Consider the following 18440-nt stretch of genomic DNA (forward strand, 5'->3'; position numbering starts at 1 on the left):
TGGTGAGTGGATTTGATAACAAAATTTGCGCTAAAAACGCTGATGTTTACTTAGATCTAACCGCAAAAACGTGGGGCGGTTACGCCATAAATACCCTGTAATTGATAGATAAACACATCCCCCGCTTGCGGCTCTTGAGCTAATTGCGATGTGTCAAGTGAGTGTTTAGCACTGGTCACGATAAGTAAATCTAATTTTGCGCCGCCAAAGGCGATGCTGGTTGGGTTTGTAACGGGCAATTTGAGGATAAGATCGACTTTACCGTCTGGACGATAGCGTACCACTTGGCCACCGCCCCACTGGGCATTCCAAAGATAACCCGCCGCATCGACATCGGCGCCATCAGGGAAAATGTGATGGCTCGTGCTCGCAAAGAGGCGCTTACGACTCAATAGCCCCTGCTCAATATCAAAATCATATTGATAGATTTGGTGTTTTGGCGAATCAGCATGGTAGAGCGTTCGCCCATCCACGCTCCAGCATAGGCCGTTGGAGATTTCGAGATTTGAGAGGCGCTGGTGGCAATGCCCATTCTCATCCAGACAATACAGGGCTGCCGTTTGTTGCAAAGTATCGCGCCGCTCAACCATAGTGCCCGCCCAAAAACGCCCTTGCCTATCGATGCGACCATCATTAAAGCGATTGCCGGCAAAATGAGATTCTGGCTGCGCCAACCATGTCAGGCTTTGATCTTCAATATTATAAGTCGCAATACCGATATCGAATGCGACGATCAGTGTTGTAGGCTTTGCAGTGAGGCCAAAGGAGCCGACGCGGTGCGGCATGGAGAAAGTATCTAGTGTGCAGGTGGCGAGAGTAAAACGATAAATCACAGAGGAGAGAATGTCGGTCCACCAAATGGATTGGTGTAATTCATCCCATAATACGCCTTCTCCAAGGAGGTTTCCTACTGGGATCGTCATCAACAGCTCGCCAACCGTGACCGTTTGCATTGCGTTACTCAGAAATAAACTCTGTAATCAAGAAAGGCTTAATCTTAAACAACTTATGGGATGAAGCAAGGGTAAAAAAGTGAATATAGCTTGTGGTTCTTTTAGCTACCGGCTTATCGCGATAATAGTCGATAAATGACCTTCATAATGGCCAAGGTTTAAATATCTTAAGACATTGATTTAAAGCACCATTGAGAGTAATGCCAATCAGTTAAGAGCTGACAGGCCTTTTCTTTTGACTGGGTATTTCCTTGGTTTCGCTATGACATATCGAGGATAAACCCTTAATTCTCGTTGTATCGGTAGTATATGCTGCTCTGTTTCTGCGATTAAACTATCAATCCTTTTCGGAATGGTTCCGGCCAGTGCAAACGCGGTAGTGAGTTGCATAAAAAATCCGATGACGAATGGTCATCGGATTTTGAGCTTTTGAATGGGATCGTCAAGCGATCTGGCTTAACTGATCAGTTATTGATTAGATTCGCTAAATAAATCAGCCACATCTTGTTCAGTAATCGCTTCGTCGTAGAACTTGATTTCATCGATTGCCCCTTTGAAAGGCGTATCCCAGAAGTTGACCCCGACCGCAAACTTAGTGGTCGGTACTGAGAAGACGTCCGGGAAGTTAGCGCCGGTAAACTTCAATTCACCATTGATATAAACCTTCACATCGCCGCCATTCACTGTGTACGCCAGGTGCGTCCATTGGGATTTTGGCATCACAAAACCGGTTCGACCGTCGTACCACGCTGTGCCTGACCATAATACCATGCGCTCATAATCATTTTGACCGCCAGGTAAGACGCTGGTCCAGCTAGAATCGGTCGCATAACCAAACAAGGCTGTAGTGTACTTATTCAGCTGCTCAGGATTGAGCCACATCGACACTGAGTAGGTGTAGTCTTTGATAAGGTTATTCGGCAATACAATACCAGAGGCACCATCAAAGACCGCCGCCTTGCCTACCGCGCCGTCCATATAGCTGATTTTACCGCCTTCGACACCAATCAGGTTACCCACTAAAGTGCCCGCACCGAAGTTAGCGGTACTGTCGTTAAGATTATCTTCGAAACTGTAAACCGCTACAGGTGTTGGTGGATTCTTAGCTTTTACGGTTGCGGTGAAGACTTTGGTTTGAGTCGCATTACCCAGTTTTAAGGTGGCCGTTAAGGTGACCACCTTGTCTTCTTCACCACGTGCAGGTTGCGTTACGCTACCATGGCTATCAATAGTCGTTGGATCTGAAGATACCCAAGAAATCGCCGCAGCATAAGGACCTGTTACTGGCAGTTCGATATTTTTACGCACCGCCGATAAGTCGCCTAGCTCCAGAATGGCCGTTGCTGAGGACAAGAGTTCACTGTCGGCTAACTTGTCGATATCGAGGGCTTTGACTTCTTCAGCCGTTAATGCCGCTTCATAGACTTTGAGTTCATCAATGAGGCCGTTGTATGGCAGATCCCAGTAGTTAACGCCAAGACCGAAAACACCCTGAGCACCCGTAAAGTAGTTCGCAAGGTTACCGCGGCTAAAGCGCTCAATCCCGTTGATAAAGACTTTAACTAGCCCTTTATTGACGGAGAACGCCAGATGCGACCACGTGTTTTCAGCGATGCGCTCGCCGGTTACACCATCAAACCAACTTTCAACCGCGGCACTGCCGCTGGTATCAATATTGTGACTCCAGAACATGGTATTACCGTCCCAACCCTGTGGCAGCATGCTGACCCAAGTATTGGAGAACTTGCTACCATCTTCAGCGGTTTGCTCGTTAACTGCGCCGAAGAATGCCGTGGTAAACCCTGTAATAACCGCAGGACTTGCCCAAAAAGACACTGTGTACTCGTAGCTGGAGATAATGCCCGATGGTAGTAACACCCCGTGGGTACCATCGAGTGACAGGGCTTGTCCTTCAAAGCCTGTGGCGTAGCCAATGGCATCGCCCGATTTGAAGATCCTATCGCCAGTGGGTTGGCCATCACCAAATAAGCCCAAGGAGTCCTTGAGGTTATTCTCAAAGCTGTACTGGGCAATACGGTTATAGGTTTTATGGGCAAATACGGTGATTTTGAAGGTTTTAGTCACCTTCTTACCATTGACCATAATTGTCGCGGTTAAGGTCACGACCTTATCGCCCTCGCCGACGTTGGGTCTGATAATGGTGCCATCGGCACGGATCACTGACTCGTCGCTCGATTGCCACTCGATAGTTGCCCCACGGGTACCTTGTATCGGTAAGGCGAGCGTGCCTTCGGTGACTTCGGTCGGCAGACTAATGCCGTTTGCCGATGCCGATAAAATTTCCTCAGTGGTTTTATTGGTGAGCTTCACGCCCCAAATACTTGCCCCATCATTAGAAATGGCGCTAAAGGTGGGCATAAGTTTGTTTTGTTCAGGATCCCATTGCCAGGCGAGTACGCCTTCAAATGTGCCTAAATTGTCTAGCGTCAAGCTGATTTTATTGTCATCGCCCTGTTGGTAAGTACCAGTCACATCGCCAGAGACAGTGCCTTTATTGGTCCAAGTACGGGATAACTTCACATGGACTGATTTATGTGCCGCCTTATTGATATCTTTTGCGTGATTAATGAATTGATAATCACCAGTGACATCGATTTCATCGACAATGTTATCGCCGTTGATCGGTGCATAACGCTGTGGTGAGGCAACTAACCAACCATCGCTGTTGAGAAATAGCTCATGCACGCGCACGCTGTGACCTTCGTCGGTATCGGGGAAGCGCGTATGGAATACTAAGAAGTATTTGCCCGTTTGTGCATCATAAAAAGCTGAGTTGTGGCCGGGTGACAGATAACCGTGATCATGACCCACATCGCCTGGGTGGGCCACAAATTGGAAACCGCCCATCAGTTTGACGCCATAGTCGGCGATATTGCCTGCGGCCGTTGCGCCAATCATGTCGAGCCCAGCTGCATCTACATAGGGACCGTTAGGATTTTTAGAGCGAGAGATACGAATGTTGTAACCGTCTTTTTGGGCAAAACCACCAAAGGAGGTAAACATATAATAGTATTCGGATTCAGGGCTATAGATAACATAAGACCCTTCAATCGCGCTGTAATTGCCCCCCATGATCTTAGTACCATAACCTTGTCCAGCGAGCGGTTTACCCGTTGCAGGATCTAACTGCATCACCCAGATCCCGCCGGAATAGGAACCATAGGTCATCCACAGGCCGCCATCTTTATCGTAAAACACGGCTGGATCGATAGCATTAGGGTCGACATTGCCATCGTAAATTTGACCGTTTGCGCCTGGGTTTTCAGCCCCAATATGCCCAGTCTTCAAGATCAAGCCTTGGTTAACATAGGGACCGAGAATATTGTCAGAAGTCGCCATCCCCAAATAGGAGCGCGATACACAATCAATCTTATCGGGGCCGCCACAAAAGTCGTAATAGAAATGGTACTTACCGTCAGCAAGCTTTATCACATCCGGCGCCCACGAACCGACAAAGCCGCCGGTCCATGCCGTGCCTTCAGCGATTTCTGACGCATAGGTATTAAACAAGCTGCTCGTGGCGGCACCATCCGAAGCAATTTGTGTCCAGTTCATTAAATCAGTAGAGCTGGCCACCGCTAGGTGGGAGCCAAAAACATAGTAAGTACCATCAGTATCTTTAATGATCGATGGATCATGGACCACTGCATTTTTATAGCTCACCTCACCTGCTATTGTCGGATCCGCCGAAGTCACTGGAGCGGGAGGTGTAAAGGTATTTGTGTCGTTAGCACTATAGCTGCTGTCGTCCCCACCACAGGCGGCAAGTGCCATGATCAAGCTTGCTGACACGAATGAGCGTTTAAGCACCATGAGCGTCGTTCCTTTTATTGTTGTGTTGGATAGTTAGAGGTTAATCGTGTATCAATGCATCACATATTGGTAATACAATACTACTGTAACACTAAAATTACATTAGCACTCTGACGAAAGAAGTAAATATCTTGGCTAAATTTGCCCAACGCGCCAAAAATGTAAAGTTAGTCAATGTTTAATAATAACAATTAATTAAGTTAGATTTGGCGGAAATTTCCAGAATCCCGGCGAACCCTCATTAAGTGCAAAAACTACAACACTTACGCTGCTAACTAATCTAGGCGTTGTAACATTACAAAAATTTGGTCAACTGATGAAATTCTGTAATGACGGCAAAAAGTTTCTCTGGCACGCTTTGGGGCAATATTGATTTACATTGGGAAGTGGTCATTTTCATATGATTCAATCAACGAAATCCATTTTTCAAGTTCGTCACCTTCGGCGGTATTAGGCAATGCATCAAACAGTTCGTCAATTCGCTTTAAAGCAGCTCAATACTCTTCTTCAGAACTTATTGATTTCTCTACACTATAAGGAATGACCTCTTTTCCAACAGAGGGGGCATCAAGCAATTCTGCTAAATCATTAGGTATTGGGGCCGTTGGATCACATTTTGAGAGCAATGTATTGAATTTCGAATTCTTCATTTAGTTCCTCCAGTCAAATCGCAAATGATCCTGAATACAATGTGGAGCAATACCAAAATATGGTCAACCCAACAGGACCGAACATTACAACTTCGGCCACAGATAAATTGAAAAGGGTCAAAATTAGCATTTTATCATAGGCAAACAGTCCCACTTGGTTGTGTACTGAGGGCTAAGCAGTTCTCGCCGCATAGCCCACTTTTGTTCGATTCCCTGTGCAGCTAAGAACAGCGTATCACGGCCATACCTAAAGTTAATGCCATCAAGCGCTTGCATCAAAGCAGGATTAGCTTTTGGCGCATTAAATAAGTCGAATTGCTGACGCTTGTCACAAACGAGGTTGATGAGCCCAACTCCGATTTTGTAGTAACGTACACCTTCTCTGAATAATTTGGGTGCAGCCGCTGAGACAGCCTGCGTCATTTCGACCGTGCTATTTGTCGCACATGGGAAATGGATCAGCGTTTTAAAGCTTTTAGGTTGATCATCAAAAGGCGAATTACTGGCGAACAGTAGCATTGATTTGCAACTAGATCCCTGTGCCCTTGCCTTCGCTGCTGCAATTCCAACATGCTTACTCAATGCCTGCAGTAAAGAGTTAAAATCGGTTATCCGCTCACCAACTGAACGAGTTGAAAATATCTGCTGTTTATCGGCTCTTGCCTGATCCCATTGTTTGCACTCGATGCCATTTAGCTCACGAACCGTACGCTCGATTTCAATGCTAAATTCCTTACGAGCATGCCCTGCAGGCATTTGTGCTAGGTCGTAGGCCGTTTTAATATTCATCAACTCTAGTTTTTTACTAATAGGGGACGATAGAGAAAACGGACAAAATCGTACGCTAAGCGTGCGGCCTGTCAGGTTGAGGCCCTAGAGGTTGCAGGCGAGTCGTCAGAAAATGCTGGAATCGGCCCTATTCTGACACTGCCCAAGGTTCCGGCCTGACGCCCAGTTAGGGCATGCCTCAATCTGACGGCTGCGAACCGCCAGGGACAGGCGCAATGTCAGATTCTGTCGCGGCCTTGGCGCGTGCCTGGAAGCGTTCATAGCAATCCAGCCCGCAGAAATGTTCGACGTATTCCGCGCCTTCCGGGGTGAAGGCGGCATCGAGCGGAATTTCTTTGCAGCATACGCAGCAGGTGGTGCAACTGGCAGTGTTCGGGGCGTTTGCGTTCATGGTGGTACTCCTCCAGATTGGTAGCGAAGCTCAAAGCTGCCCACTCTCGGCTGGCTGGGAAGCGGTCATGATCTTCCCTTGAAGGCCCGCAGCAGCCGCGTCACAGACAGGACAAACAAGCCGGTCAGCGTGAGGGCTGCAATACCCCAGTGCTCCCCGATGAACGCGCCGGCCGTCGTGCCGGCTAGCACAATGGCGAGAATCGGCAAATGGCAGGGACAGGTGAGCACGGCCAGCGCGCCCCACAAGTAGCCGGTGATCGGTTTGTGCGTCTCAGACGGCAAGTGCTCTGGGCTGTTCATGGCAGACTCTCCGCGTGCTGTGCCGGTTCGGTTGGCATGGCGGCCAGTTGCATTTCGAGGCTGGCCAGGGCCTCGCGCCGACGCTCGACGAGTTGCCGCAACACGGCAAGCTGCGCAGACGCACCGTCACCGTCCGCAGCATCCAGCGCCCGGCACAGCCGCGCCAGTGCGTCCAGGCCGATACCCGCTTCGAAGGCAGCCCGTACAAAGCGCAGCCGTTGCAACGCGGTGTCATCGAACAAGCCGTAGCCGCCCGTGGTGTACGCGACCGGCCGTAGCAATCCGCGCAGCAGGTAGTCGCGCACGATATGCACGCTCACCCCGGCATCAAGGGCCAGCCGGGACACTGTGTAGGCGCTCATTGAACACCTCCTTTTCCTCATCCGGCGCAGCACGAAAGCTGCTTCACGTCCTTGCTGAAGGTCTGCGCCGCGAGCTTCAGCCCTTCGACCATGGTCAGGTAGGGGAACAATTGGTCGGCCAGTTCCTGCACGGTCATACGGTTGCGAATGGCGAGCACCGCCGTCTGGATCAGTTCACCCGCTTCCGGGGCCACCGCTTGCACGCCGATGAGCCGTCCGCTACCTTCCTCGATGACCAGCTTGATGAAGCCGCGTGTGTCGAAGTTGGCAAGCGCACGCGGCACGTTATCCAGTGTTAGCAGGCGACTGTCGGTCTCGATCCCGTCGTGATGTGCTTCCGCCTCGCTGTAGCCCACGGTGGCGACCTGCGGGTCGGTGAACACCACGGCCGGCATTGCGGTCAGGTCCAGGGCCGCATCGCCGCCAGTCATGTTGATCGCCGCACGAGTGCCGGCCGCTGCCGCCACATAGACGAACTGCGGCTGGTCGGTGCAGTCGCCGGCCGCGTAGATGTTCGGGCTACTGGTGCGCATGCCCTTGTCGATGACGATGGCCCCCTGCGCATTGACGGCTACCCCCGCCGCTTCCAATGCCAGGCTGCGCGTGTTCGGTGTCCGGCCGGTGGCGACCAGCAGCTTGTCGGCGCGCAATTCACCGTGCGTGGTGGTCAGCACGAATTCACCGTCCATATGGGCGACCTGGCTGGCTTGCGTGTGCTCCAGCACCTCGATGCCCTCGGCACGGAAAGCGGCTGTCACCGCCTCGCCGATGGCCGGGTCTTCACGGAAGAACAAGGTATTGCGCGCCAGGGCCGTGACCTTGCTGCCCAGCCGGGCAAAGGCTTGCGCCAGCTCCAGCGCCACCACCGACGAGCCGATTACGGCAAGGCGTTCGGGAATGGTGTCGCTCGCCAGGGCCTCGGTGGAAGTCCAGTAGGGTGACTCTTTCAAGCCCGGAATCGGCGGGACCGCCGGGCTGGCACCCGTGGCGACCAGGCAGCGGTCGAACATCACGACGCGCTCGCCACCCTCGTTCAAACTAACGATAAGGCTCTGGTCGTCCTTGAAACGCGCTTCACCGTGCAGAACGGTGATGGCTGAATTGCCGTCCAGGATGCCTTCGTACTTGGCATGACGGAGTTCTTCGACACGGGCCTGCTGCTGGGCCAGCAGCCGCTCGCGCAAGATCGTCGGCGGTGTGGGTGGCATGCCGCCGTCGAATGGGCTTTCCCGGCGCAGATGGGCGATGTGGGCGGCGCGGATCATGATCTTGGACGGCACACAACCGACGTTGACGCAGGTGCCGCCGATGGTGCCGCGCTCAATCAGCGTGACCTGCGCGCCTTGCTCGACGGCCTTCAGTGCTGCCGCCATCGCGGCTCCACCGCTACCAATGACGACGACCTGCAACGGGCGTTCGTTGCCACTGGGCTTATCAGCGGCCCCTATCCAGCCGCGCATCTTGTCGAGCAGGCCGGCGCGGTTGTCCGTCGGTGGCGCATCGGCAAGCGTTGCCTCGTAGCCCAGTCCGGCCACGGCGGTAGTCAGCGCATCCGATGACGTGCCCGCCTCAATGGCGAGTTGCGCTGTGCCCTTCGGATAGGACACCAGCGCCGATTGCACGCCGGGCACTTTCTCCAAGGCTTCCTTGACGTGAGCCGCGCACGAGTCGCAGGTCATCCCGGTGATTTTCAGGGTGGTCATGTATTTTTCCTTTTCTGTGGTGGCTACGGCTGTTGCCGTCAGCCACGTTGTTCTGGCAATTCACAGCTGTCCGGCCCGCAGCGGCGATGTGCTGGCGAGATGAAATCCCAGACCGACACCCCAACCATCAAGGCCAGGCCGACATAGAGCAGTCCACCGCTCTGCCAGCCGTAAGCCCGCATTAAAAACACCGCTGCCAGCACCAAGATCGGGCCTATCGTGCCGAGCGCCGTGCGTCGCCACTGTCGATGATTGAGCCAAGCGATAGCATTGGCGAGTAACGCGATGCCGGCGAACATCGGCAGCAGGATGCCAATGAATAGCCCCTCGTACTGGCTCAAGAAGCCCAGTCCGATGGCCGCGCCAAAGCTGGCGATGGCAGGAAAACAGGCGGCGCAGCCCATCGCGGAAACGACGCTGCCGAGCGCGCCGGTTTTGCCAGCGATGCGCGTGATGAGTCCCATGTGTCGCTCCCGAGTTCGGTTAACGGATCAGCGTTTGAGGCTGGACGGATAGCCCGCGTCCTCGGTCGCCTTGGTCAACTTCTGGACGTTGGTCTTGGCATCGTCGAAGGTGACGACGGCCTGGCGCTTGTCGAAACTTACGTCGGTCTTGCTCACGCCCTCAACCTTGGAAAGCGCGTGCTTGACAGTGATCGGGCAAGAGGCGCAGGTCATGCCAGGCACGGACAGCGTGACGGTCTGGGTGGCGGCCCACACGGGGGCAACAACGGCAGCGAGGGCGAGGGCGGCAAACAGTTTTTTCATGATGAACTCCTGTGATTAATAGAAAAATGGCATGACGTAGGGAAATCCGAGCGAGACCAGGACCAGCGCGGCCACGATCCAGAAAATGAGCTTGTAAGTAGCTCGCACTTGGGGAATCGCGCAGACCTCACCCGGTTTGCAGGCTTGCGCCGGGCGGTAGATGCGCCGCCAGGCGAAAAACAGCGCGACCAGCGCTGCGCCGATGAAGATCGGGCGATAGGGTTCCAGCACCGTCAGGTTGCCGATCCATGCCCCGCTGAACCCCAAGGCGATCAAAACCAGCGGCCCCAGGCAGCAGGCCGACGCAAGAATGGCGGCCAGCCCACCGGCGAAGAGCGCGCCGCGCCCGTTTTGTGGTTCAGACTTTTGTGGTTCAGACTTTTGTGGTTCAGACTTTTGTGGTTCAGACATACGCTTGTCCTTTCAAATTTGGTTTGGATAGCTTAAGCTTACTTCCGTAGTTATGTACGGAGTCAAGCGATATGCAAATTAATTTTGAGAATCTGACCATTGGCGTTTTTGCCAAGGCGGCCGGGGTCAATGTGGAGACCATCCGGTTCTACCAGCGCAAGGGCCTGCTGCCGGAGCCAGACAAGCCCTATGGCAGCATTCGCCGCTATGGCGAGGCGGATGTAACACGAGTGCGGTTCGTGAAATCGGCCCAGCGGCTGGGCTTTAGCCTGGACGAAATCGCCGAGCTACTGCGGCTGGAGGATGGCACCCATTGCGAGGAAGCCAGCGGCCTGGCCGAGCACAAGCTCAAGGATGTGCGCGAGAAGATGGCCGACTTGGCACGCATGGAGGCCGTGCTGTCTGAACTGGTGTGCGCCTGCCATGCGCGGAAAGGGAACGTTTCCTGCCCGCTGATTGCGTCACTGCAAGACGGAACGAAGCTCGCTGCATCGGCGCGGGGGAGTCACGGGGTGACTACGCCTTAGCGTGCTTTATTTTCCGAATTCTGAGACGACCCCAACTAGCGAAATGTTACAGATTTAATAGGGGTCTTAGTCTGCGAATCTTCATGGGAGACGGGACTAATCAGAGCCCTCGCTCTTGGATAACATTAGACGCTCGCGCGCAAAATTCCACCCATTCCGATAAGGCGGCGTATAGAGCCTTAGCGGCATCTGAGGTTGGCGCGTACTTATCTCTGTCGCAAGCCCATCTGGTGAACCGCTTCAGGGTATGCAGGCATCGTAGTCAGTGTCTGAGGGTCGGTTGAGGTCAATTTTGACTTCAAGAATCTAGACGTGGAGGGGAGGCCTCATGCCCGGCAAGACTTTAATTTCCATTGGCATGAGGCGCATGTTATTCGTGAACAGGCAAGATCCAAGTTTAAGCTTGTTTACTGATATTTTGCGGAGCCGATGAACTTAGAGAAATGCTCGCACCATATTTGGACCGTTGTAAACTCGTTGACGTTGACGCTTGCAGGAATGGTTTTCTTGAAATTCCCGAAGTTTTTCAATTCGCCAATCAGAATTGCTTCTTTCTTTATGTCCAAAAACGATTCTTTGTCGGTGGCTTGTTTCTTTGTCAGGTAAATTTTGTAGTCTGGACCAGGTGCTACATCACCTTTAAATACAATTTCGTTATCCGTAACAAAAAGTTGTCCATTCGCCCAGTGAAGGGCGTCGCTGCCTTTCTGATCTTTCTTGAACTCTCCGCTATACTTTGCCACCTTTTGCACTTCTTCAATTTCGGCGATGGTGGCGTTTTCTTGTGCTGTCAAAATCGGAAGTATATAGATCCCTAGCCCAACTCCCGCGCCAAACAGAGCCAGGTGGGACGCGAGCAGAATTATTTTTAATTGCTTTTTCATGGGTTGCCTCATGCAGTGAGTTATTTGGTGTGTCCATCATAATAGCTGGTTGCAGGATCTGAGTGCAACACGGTTATTGAATTGAAGCGGGAGCATCATGCCGCATCACCACGGCTTCTTGCATCACTTCGCCCATCACCTCGATCGGGCATTTGAAGTCGAAGCGTTTGCGCGGTCGCATATTCAGTTGCAAAGCGATGGCGTCCAGGGCTTCCTGACTATGCACCGACAAGTCCGTGCCCTTGGGCAGGTACTGGCGGATCAGTCCATTGATGTTCTCATTGCTGCCGCGTTGCCAGGGGCTGTGCGGGTCGCAGAAGTAGATCGCCACCCCGGTCCGCTGGGTGATCTCGGCGTGCCGCGCCATCTCCCGGCCCTGGTCGTAGGTCATGCTCTTGCGCACCGCCAGCGGCATGCCATTGAGCGCCGCACTGAAGCCCTCCAGCGCCGAGGTCGCCGTCGCGTCGGCCATCTTGATCAGCATCAGGTAGCCGCTGGTACGCTCCACCAAGGTGCCCACCGCCGAGGCATTGGCCTTGCCCTTGATCAGGTCGCCCTCCCAATGGCCTGGCATCAGCCGGTCTTCGACCTCCGGCGGGCGCACGTGGATGCTGAGCATTTCAGGGATCTGGCCGCGCCGATCGACGCCGCCAGAGCGCGGCCTGCGACTCGTCTTGCCCTGGCGCAGGCAGATGATCAGCTCCTTGCGCAGGCCACCGACCGGCAGGGCGTAGATCGCGTTATAGATCGTCTCGCGGCAGACGTAGGCCTCTCTGAGGCTGGGTATGTTCATGCTGCGCAGCTTGCCGGCAATCTGCTCGGGAGACAAACCCTCACGCAGCATATGGACGACCAGCTCGAAGCGCTCACTGCCCGGCAGCAGCTTGCACTGAGGCCTGCAGACCTGGCGGCGGACCTGCATCTGCTGCTGGGCAGCACAGGCCTGGTAGCGGGTGCCAGGGGCCCGGTTGCGGCGCAGCTCCCGGCTGATGGTCGAGGGGGAGCGGCCGAGCATCCGGGCAATTCGCCGCTGGCTGAAACCTTGGGCAAGGCCGAGTTGAAGGGTCGCACGTTCGGGGATACTGAGTTCGTGATAGGACATAGTGGCAGCACCGTACCGGAAAGGTCAGGTGTTGCACTCAGTTTTTGCGGCCGCCGTGCGTGATATGGCTTTGAGGGGAGGTAGTCGAAAGAATATTGGTATCTTTTGGGAGTTCTAAGTTTCGACCCGTCACTGGTAAATTCTGGCGCATAAGAGCCTCAAGGGTTGGCTGTTTTATTTTATTGTATTCGGCATTAAGCCCAATTTCTTGAGCGTTACGATAAAGCTAAATAACTGTGCGAAATAGTAGATCACTCAGGTAAGGGAACTCAATGCAGTTTGCGCGATCAGATCAGTCGCCAAACAAACCAAACCCACAAACGCATTGAGTATGAACAAAATAGCATTTTTGTACGGCGCTGAACAATGATTGACGATCTAACGCTCCAGAACCAAATCAGGGATCTGGCTTTAGCGAGTCGGAGCGAACCGACCGATGGTTGGCGTACCGAAGAGCTTGACCCTAAGTTGTGGAACGGTTGGCGTAAAATGATTCAGGGGGACCGGCTAGAAATCGCTGAATACGATCTGACGGCTAAGGTTAGCCAAGGGGACTCTCCTAGTGACAAGCCCGGAGTGGTTGAAGGTCTAAAACAAAGAATAAGGGCTTACAACTTTAGTAAACAAAGGACGTCATCAATAGCAGTGATATAAAAAGTTATCTTTGCCGCCCCGATAAGGCTTTACGGGGCGACTAAGTCTCACCCAACCGACAATTCCGATAGTTTCAGAATAAGCTTTGAGTTTTCTAAGATTGGAATTACTACACCACAGCACGTACTCGAGATACTACAAATAGCTTTTTGGTAGGACCGATACCGAATAAATATCCATAATACATCAGGAGAAACTTTTTTTAATTTTCTGTAACCGGTCATAAATCAGTGGCGGATAATTTGCATGATATTCACCACACTCTGGGCAATGCTCTTGTTTTAGGTACGCTTGATTGTCGAGATCTTGATAAGGAAAAACGCTGAAGAGAAGTTCGTGCTGCATAAGCGTTTTATAAAAACTCTTATGATAAGGTGCAATCTCGCTGTCTTTGATTTTGTCGAAATATAGGTCAACGCTGTTCAAAATGCTCATAATTTCTTTAACCCCGTCGAACCTTAAAATGTCGTCATCTTTGTGAATATCAACATCTAAGCTCGCTAGATCCTCAATGAAACATTTAATCGCTCGCCGGGAATGCAAAAGGATCATTTGCGACTTGCCATCAATCATCTTTTCCTGATCGTAGCTAAAATTTTTAATGTTTCTTTCGACGAACATATAAAGTTCGTGAAGCTGATTCAACTCGTGCCTCAGTTGCTCCTTCGTATATTCCTTTTCGATTTGCTGATGGAGGATGCCATTAGCGTCAATCTGAGCTTTTAACACCAGAAAGAGAAGCACTGAACCCAGAATTTGTAGAAATGGGCTTGAAATACCTCCAAGAGCATCTCCTATTTCGCCATAACCTTTCAAATATTGCAGCGGAAGAAGAGGTGCAAACAAAGGGATAAGCAGGCAAGCCGCACCACCAATGACTATGACCCAGAAAGCTATTTTGGTAACAGGAGAGTTATAGATATTCATTTTTACACCTTTTTAGAATTTTCTTTTCTGTACGCGCTAGGAGTTTTGCCAATTTTTTTCTTAAACAACTTTTGAAAGTGTTCATGTGCCGGATACCCAATGGCTTCACTCACTTCGGGAACAGACTTACCGGATTCTTTAAGCAGCTGCTTTGCTTTTTCAAGCCGACAATAGGTTAAATAATCAAGAGGTGTCATGCCTGACAGCTCCTTAAATTTGACGCTGTAGTTCGTACGCGACATCCCCGCAATCCCGGCGAGATCGTCAAGACCCCATTTTTTATCGAGACTATGATGAATAGCTTCCAAGGTTTTGCTGAGTTGCGGATTTTCGATCAGTTTGAAGAATCCAGCATTTTTATTGGATTTGTACATGTGGATTCTTAACGCTTGCACGAAGATAATTTCGGTCAGCTTTCTGACTAACGTGTTGCTTCCAGGAAGCCCTGATTTTACTTCCTGCTCTATAATACTTAAAAGCATGGCAAGCCAAGGCGAGTGGGAGATATCAGCACTCTTGATATGCACGACATTTGGCAGCGAATTTAAGAATGGATGATCGGGTCCGCCATTAAAACAAAAATGTCCGCAAACGACGTTGGCTTTGAGCTTGCTCTGATCACCGTATTCCAAAACTTGAGCTTCGGTGAGGTTGGCTTTAGCTCTAAATTCGACCGCAGGCTCGGCCTTGATTTTTGGTGCACTGGCCATGGTGTGCTCCATCCCTTTGAAAAAGATCAAAATATCGCCCTGCTCCGCCAATGCTTTAAGTTTAAGTTTTGGCACCTCATACCAAAACTCGCCATGAGTCACGATGTGAAATCTCGCTAGATTCTCTTCCTGCGGGAGGCTGATGCCCCAGTCTCCCGCAAATGAGGTTCTATACCAGTAGCTGCTAGTAAGCTCTACCTTATCTAAAATTTCACTGAGAACATCCATATATAGCTCCTACGTAAACTGTCCAATAGGTCATGTTATACGAACTATTGAACATATTATATCTATTTTATATACTGTAAAGTCAGTCTAATCAGTAAGTGGATGAAAACTAAGGAGGCTTTATGAAACTAGATTATGTGATCGTTGCCGGAGGGTGTTTTTGGGGTCTCGAAGACCTCCTTAGGAGTCTGGACGGTGTGACGTCAACGAAGGTGGGCTACTCTGGCGGAGATTTTGATGATCCTACCTACGCCGATATTATAACAGGGAAAACGGGGCACGCCGAAGCGGTTCGCGTGGAATACGACCAAGACGAAATATCTCTCGAAGAGATTCTACATTACTTTTTCAAAATCCATGATCCGACTACGAAGAATCGCCAAGGAAATGATGTTGGCACTTCGTATCGCTCGGCAGCGTTCTATCGTGACGATGCACAGAAAGCGATTATCGAAAACGTGATTGATGAGGTCAATGAGATCGGTCGCTTCGAGAATCCCGTGGTCACGACGGTAGCCTTGGAAAAAGAGTTTTATGACGCTGAGGAGTATCACCAAAACTATTTGAAGAAGAATCCCCACGGGTACACGTGCCATTTTGAGAGAGATTAAACCATGAATCAAACGAAAGAGGAAAAAATGAAAGAACTTAAGAACGTTGTCATCTACACAAAAGACCATTGTCCGTTTAGTAAACGCGTGAAGGAGTACTTAACTTCTGAAAAAGTTGATTTTAAACAAATTCGCGTGGATGACGATCCCAAGACTTATGATGAGTTGAAGAAAAAAACCAACCTTCAAACTGTTCCGCAAGTTTTTGTGGATGGAAAATTCATTGGTAGCGCGACTGACTTCTTCGCGTGGATTGATAGCTAAAGAACAAACCCAAAAATAAAGGAGCAAATTTATGTTCAACTGGGAAAGCATTAACAACTATCTCGATAACGGCACTCCCGCTCCTCCTAGAAAAGTAGAAAAGAGCGAGGAAGAGTGGAAAAAAATTCTGACGCCCGCTCAATTTAATGTCATGCGGAAGAAAGGCACCGAGCGCCCTCACACTGGGGAACTCTGTTCATTTTATGAGGCAGGACGGTATGCCTGCGCGGGCTGCGACACCGAACTCTTTGACTCGAACGTTAAGTTTGATTCGGGAACAGGTTGGCCGAGTTTTTCTGAGCCCGTCGCCGACAACGTAATTCAATATGAACTGGACACGACTTACGGACGAAGAATCGAAGTGCTATGCAATGTGTGCGAAGCCCACTTAGGGCACGTTTTTCCAGACGGTCCTGAGCCCTCTGGGGCTCGATTCTGCATCAACTCGGAGTCGTTGAAGTTTGTAGAGTAATTTTAGAAAATGGAGGGGGTCGTGGGGATTAAGCTGTTCGGTCATAAGGACTGCCACAAAACCAAGATTTACCAGTCGTACTTGAAAGAAAAAGGAATCGAGTTTGATTTTTTAGATGTTCACGAAGACGACGCGGCAGCTGATGAACTGCGATCCCTTTATACTACTGGAAAGTTAAATTTCCCGACAATACTGGTTGGGACAAAGAAGCTGAGAAACCCCAAGTTCAAGGATCTCGACAAGTGGTTGGAAGCTTCGATGAAATAACGAGATCTTTTTTTTGAGGATTGTAATTAGCTTAGTAAGGAGTCAGATCAATGATTATAGCAGTTTTCCGCAGTCGTGTTGCCAAGGAGCACGGTGGGGAGTTTGAAAGAAGATACGCCGAGATGTCCGCGCTTGTCGAAGCCATTCCTGGTTACGGAAGCCATGAGCGGTTTTCTTCTCCTAACGGTGAAGATGTTCTAATTGTCGAGTTCCTTACCAGAGAAGCTTTCGATGCTTGGGATAAGCATCCCGAACACAAAAAAGCCAAGATGCTTGGCAAAGACTACATTTTTGAATCGTACGACGTGAAGGTCGGAGAAGTTTTTGAACGGCACACAAAGCCGGAGGTGAAATTATGAAAACGAGAACTACTTATGTCGTAGGTGGCGTCCGTATTCCATTTATGAAATCAATGACTGCCTATCGAGATGTCACCACGCCAGAGCTTATGACCGCTAGCCTGAAAAGTTTAGTCGAAAGATATAACTTAAAGGGCAAAGTCGTGGGTGACGTGGCTCTGGGTGCACTCATGCAAAGTTCGGCCAACTGGAACTTTGCGCGTGAAGTTGTTCAGGCTTCTGGCTTACATCCGAATACGCCAGCATATAACGTGCAGCGGGCTTGCGGTACCAGTTTAGAAACTACGATTCAGATCGCACACAAAATATCCAGCTACCAAATCGAGAGCGGTATTGCGGGCGGCGTGGATAGCAATAGCGACTTGCCAATTATGGTGACTCGTTCGTTCTCGCAGAAGCTCGTTGCATTGAATTCGGCCAGAACACTCGGCGAGAAACTAAGAATCTTTTTGAGCTTTAGGCCGAGCGATTTAAAACCCGTGCCACCCGCCGTCGTTGAACCGCGAACAGGGAAGTCAATGGGTGAACATTGTGAGTTGATGGTCAAAGAATGGAAAATTTCCCGGCAAGAGCAAGACGAGCTGGCTCTGGCAAGCCATCTGAACGCCGCGAAAGCGTACAAAGACGGCTTTTATGCCGATCTCGTTTTTCCATTTTTAGGAAAAAGTACGGATGGAATCATGCGTGGCGATACGACTTTAGAGAAGTTGGCAAAGCTAAAGCCAGCATTTGATCGATCCGAAAAAGGAACTCTGACGGCAGGCAACTCGAGTTCACTCACGGATGGCTCGTCCACCGTTCTTTTGGCTTCCGAAGAAGAGGCTAAAAAGAATAATTGGCCGCTGTTGGCCAAGATTGTGGATTCTCATACTTCTGCCGTGGATTACGTCGCTGGCGAAGGTTTGCTCATGGCTCCAACTGTGGCGGTCAGTGAATTATTGAAGCGAAACGGCTTAAAGCTTCAGGATTTTGATTTTTACGAAATTCACGAGGCGTTCGCTGGACAAGTGCTCTGCACGATGAAGGCGTGGGAGTCTGCTGAATACTGCAAAACACGTTTGGGACGATCAGAGCCTCTCGGAAAAATTGACCGCTCGAAGCTAAATGTCCGTGGAAGTAGCATTGCCCTTGGGCATCCGTTTGCGGCTACTGGCGCTAAGATCGTCGGAGTTTTAGCAAAGATACTGCACTCAGCTGGTCCTGGAAAACGTGGCCTTATCGTCGTTTGCACGGCGGGAGGAATGGGAGTGGCTACAATTCTTGAAAGTTAGGA

The 18440-nt window shown here is 50.8% G+C and carries 21 protein-coding genes and 1 pseudogene; 7 read left to right on the plus strand and 15 right to left on the minus strand.

The genetic code is table 11. The annotated features are described in order from the left end of the window. Positions 1–56 precede the first annotated feature (56 nt). The 11 genes and pseudogenes from M0413_RS07680 to merT form a co-directional block, all read right to left on the minus strand. On the minus strand, positions 57–953 hold the full coding sequence (locus tag M0413_RS07680) for an SMP-30/gluconolactonase/LRE family protein (protein WP_249553687.1): 897 nt from the start codon (positions 951–953) through the stop codon (positions 57–59). A 468-nt stretch (positions 954–1421) separates the two neighbouring features. Then, positions 1422–4787 carry a LamG-like jellyroll fold domain-containing protein gene (locus M0413_RS07685; RefSeq protein WP_249553688.1) on the minus strand — a complete coding sequence of 1122 codons (3366 nt, stop codon included), beginning with the start codon at positions 4785–4787 and terminating at the stop codon, positions 1422–1424. 494 nt (positions 4788–5281) lie between these two features. Next, complete coding sequence (locus M0413_RS07690; RefSeq protein ID WP_226770039.1) at positions 5282–5437, minus strand: hypothetical protein; 156 nt, start codon at positions 5435–5437, stop codon at positions 5282–5284. A 123-nt stretch (positions 5438–5560) separates the two neighbouring features. Next, a pseudogene (locus tag M0413_RS07695) lies at positions 5561–6247 on the minus strand (DUF4113 domain-containing protein); the annotation flags it as partial. A gap of 157 nt (positions 6248–6404) precedes the next feature. After that, positions 6405–6617, minus strand: a complete 213-nt coding sequence (locus tag M0413_RS07700; protein WP_000993245.1) for a DUF3330 domain-containing protein — start codon at positions 6615–6617, stop codon at positions 6405–6407. A 65-nt stretch (positions 6618–6682) separates the two neighbouring features. Continuing rightward, entirely contained in the window at positions 6683–6919 is a 237-nt protein-coding gene (gene merE / locus M0413_RS07705; RefSeq protein ID WP_001087807.1) for a broad-spectrum mercury transporter MerE, read from the minus strand. After that, positions 6916–7281, minus strand: coding sequence for a mercury resistance co-regulator MerD (merD, locus tag M0413_RS07710; RefSeq protein ID WP_001277466.1), 366 nt, complete (start codon positions 7279–7281; stop codon positions 6916–6918). The genes merE and merD overlap by 4 nt, the downstream gene beginning before the upstream one ends. 17 nt (positions 7282–7298) lie before the next feature. After that, positions 7299–8984, minus strand: a complete 1686-nt coding sequence (merA, locus tag M0413_RS07715) for a mercury(II) reductase (RefSeq protein WP_000209296.1) — start codon at positions 8982–8984, stop codon at positions 7299–7301. A 38-nt stretch (positions 8985–9022) separates the two neighbouring features. After that, positions 9023–9448 (minus strand): organomercurial transporter MerC, encoded by a 426-nt coding sequence (merC, locus tag M0413_RS07720; RefSeq protein WP_000522996.1) that lies wholly within the window; start codon positions 9446–9448, stop codon positions 9023–9025. 27 nt (positions 9449–9475) lie between these two features. Beyond that, positions 9476–9751 (minus strand): mercury resistance system periplasmic binding protein MerP, encoded by a 276-nt coding sequence (merP, locus tag M0413_RS07725; RefSeq protein WP_000732275.1) that lies wholly within the window; start codon positions 9749–9751, stop codon positions 9476–9478. Between the two features lie 15 nt (positions 9752–9766). Continuing rightward, positions 9767–10162 (minus strand): mercuric ion transporter MerT, encoded by a 396-nt coding sequence (gene merT, locus M0413_RS07730; RefSeq protein ID WP_001294653.1) that lies wholly within the window; start codon positions 10160–10162, stop codon positions 9767–9769. Between the two features lie 71 nt (positions 10163–10233). On the opposite strand from merT, the gene merR reads away from it, so the two are divergent. Further along, a complete protein-coding gene (gene merR / locus M0413_RS07735; RefSeq protein ID WP_001166628.1) occupies positions 10234–10689 on the plus strand; it encodes a mercury resistance transcriptional regulator MerR in 456 nt (151 codons plus the stop codon). Between the two features lie 407 nt (positions 10690–11096). On the opposite strand, the gene M0413_RS07740 is transcribed toward merR, so the two are convergent. The 4 genes from M0413_RS07740 to M0413_RS07755 form a co-directional block, all read right to left on the minus strand. Beyond that, positions 11097–11573: a DM13 domain-containing protein gene (locus M0413_RS07740; RefSeq protein WP_011711661.1), complete on the minus strand. Its 477-nt coding sequence runs from the start codon at positions 11571–11573 to the stop codon at positions 11097–11099. 73 nt (positions 11574–11646) lie between these two features. Further along, positions 11647–12675 (minus strand): IS30-like element ISShes10 family transposase, encoded by a 1029-nt coding sequence (locus M0413_RS07745; protein ID WP_011711660.1) that lies wholly within the window; start codon positions 12673–12675, stop codon positions 11647–11649. Positions 12676–13515: 840 nt separating this feature from the next. Then, positions 13516–14256, minus strand: coding sequence for a hypothetical protein (locus tag M0413_RS07750; RefSeq protein ID WP_069453484.1), 741 nt, complete (start codon positions 14254–14256; stop codon positions 13516–13518). Positions 14257–14258: 2 nt separating this feature from the next. After that, a complete protein-coding gene (locus tag M0413_RS07755) occupies positions 14259–15194 on the minus strand; it encodes an AraC family transcriptional regulator (RefSeq protein ID WP_069453485.1) in 936 nt (311 codons plus the stop codon). Positions 15195–15316: 122 nt separating this feature from the next. Between M0413_RS07755 and msrA the strand changes: the two genes are divergently transcribed. The 6 genes from msrA to M0413_RS07785 are packed head-to-tail and all read left to right on the plus strand — an operon-like array spanning position 15317 to position 18438. Continuing rightward, positions 15317–15805 (plus strand): peptide-methionine (S)-S-oxide reductase MsrA, encoded by a 489-nt coding sequence (gene msrA, locus M0413_RS07760; RefSeq protein ID WP_000762837.1) that lies wholly within the window; start codon positions 15317–15319, stop codon positions 15803–15805. 3 nt (positions 15806–15808) lie between these two features. After that, positions 15809–16069 (plus strand): glutaredoxin, encoded by a 261-nt coding sequence (locus M0413_RS07765; protein ID WP_001076938.1) that lies wholly within the window; start codon positions 15809–15811, stop codon positions 16067–16069. 31 nt (positions 16070–16100) lie between these two features. Next, on the plus strand, positions 16101–16541 hold the full coding sequence (gene msrB, locus M0413_RS07770) for a peptide-methionine (R)-S-oxide reductase MsrB (RefSeq protein WP_000483554.1): 441 nt from the start codon (positions 16101–16103) through the stop codon (positions 16539–16541). Between the two features lie 21 nt (positions 16542–16562). Beyond that, positions 16563–16808: a glutaredoxin family protein gene (locus M0413_RS07775; protein WP_025467194.1), complete on the plus strand. Its 246-nt coding sequence runs from the start codon at positions 16563–16565 to the stop codon at positions 16806–16808. A gap of 50 nt (positions 16809–16858) precedes the next feature. Then, positions 16859–17167 carry an antibiotic biosynthesis monooxygenase family protein gene (locus M0413_RS07780; RefSeq protein WP_002122973.1) on the plus strand — a complete coding sequence of 103 codons (309 nt, stop codon included), beginning with the start codon at positions 16859–16861 and terminating at the stop codon, positions 17165–17167. Beyond that, on the plus strand, positions 17164–18438 hold the full coding sequence (locus tag M0413_RS07785; protein WP_069453486.1) for an acetyl-CoA C-acetyltransferase: 1275 nt from the start codon (positions 17164–17166) through the stop codon (positions 18436–18438). Before M0413_RS07780 ends, M0413_RS07785 begins: the two co-directional genes overlap by 4 nt. Positions 18439–18440 lie beyond the last annotated feature (2 nt).

This window comes from Shewanella sp. 8A, assembly GCF_023475945.1.
GTDB classification, from domain to species: domain Bacteria; phylum Pseudomonadota; class Gammaproteobacteria; order Enterobacterales; family Shewanellaceae; genus Shewanella; species Shewanella xiamenensis.

Coding starts and splice junctions, on each gene's coding strand:
- M0413_RS07745 (WP_011711660.1), bottom strand. CDS start 12,675: ATGTCCTATCACGAACTCAGTATCCCCGAACGTGCGACCCTTCAACTC.
- merT (WP_001294653.1), bottom strand. CDS start 10,162: ATGTCTGAACCACAAAAGTCTGAACCACAAAAGTCTGAACCACAAAAG.
- M0413_RS07780 (WP_002122973.1), top strand. CDS start 16,859: ATGATTATAGCAGTTTTCCGCAGTCGTGTTGCCAAGGAGCACGGTGGG.
- merE (WP_001087807.1), bottom strand. CDS start 6,919: ATGAACAGCCCAGAGCACTTGCCGTCTGAGACGCACAAACCGATCACC.
- M0413_RS07690 (WP_226770039.1), bottom strand. CDS start 5,437: ATGAAGAATTCGAAATTCAATACATTGCTCTCAAAATGTGATCCAACG.
- M0413_RS07785 (WP_069453486.1), top strand. CDS start 17,164: ATGAAAACGAGAACTACTTATGTCGTAGGTGGCGTCCGTATTCCATTT.
- merA (WP_000209296.1), bottom strand. CDS start 8,984: ATGACCACCCTGAAAATCACCGGGATGACCTGCGACTCGTGCGCGGCT.
- M0413_RS07685 (WP_249553688.1), bottom strand. CDS start 4,787: ATGGTGCTTAAACGCTCATTCGTGTCAGCAAGCTTGATCATGGCACTT.
- merD (WP_001277466.1), bottom strand. CDS start 7,281: ATGAGCGCCTACACAGTGTCCCGGCTGGCCCTTGATGCCGGGGTGAGC.
- M0413_RS07750 (WP_069453484.1), bottom strand. CDS start 14,256: ATGAATATCTATAACTCTCCTGTTACCAAAATAGCTTTCTGGGTCATA.
- merP (WP_000732275.1), bottom strand. CDS start 9,751: ATGAAAAAACTGTTTGCCGCCCTCGCCCTCGCTGCCGTTGTTGCCCCC.
- M0413_RS07740 (WP_011711661.1), bottom strand. CDS start 11,573: ATGAAAAAGCAATTAAAAATAATTCTGCTCGCGTCCCACCTGGCTCTG.
- M0413_RS07765 (WP_001076938.1), top strand. CDS start 15,809: ATGAATCAAACGAAAGAGGAAAAAATGAAAGAACTTAAGAACGTTGTC.
- msrA (WP_000762837.1), top strand. CDS start 15,317: ATGAAACTAGATTATGTGATCGTTGCCGGAGGGTGTTTTTGGGGTCTC.
- M0413_RS07700 (WP_000993245.1), bottom strand. CDS start 6,617: ATGAACGCAAACGCCCCGAACACTGCCAGTTGCACCACCTGCTGCGTA.
- merR (WP_001166628.1), top strand. CDS start 10,234: ATGCAAATTAATTTTGAGAATCTGACCATTGGCGTTTTTGCCAAGGCG.
- msrB (WP_000483554.1), top strand. CDS start 16,101: ATGTTCAACTGGGAAAGCATTAACAACTATCTCGATAACGGCACTCCC.
- M0413_RS07680 (WP_249553687.1), bottom strand. CDS start 953: ATGCAAACGGTCACGGTTGGCGAGCTGTTGATGACGATCCCAGTAGGA.
- merC (WP_000522996.1), bottom strand. CDS start 9,448: ATGGGACTCATCACGCGCATCGCTGGCAAAACCGGCGCGCTCGGCAGC.
- M0413_RS07755 (WP_069453485.1), bottom strand. CDS start 15,194: ATGGATGTTCTCAGTGAAATTTTAGATAAGGTAGAGCTTACTAGCAGC.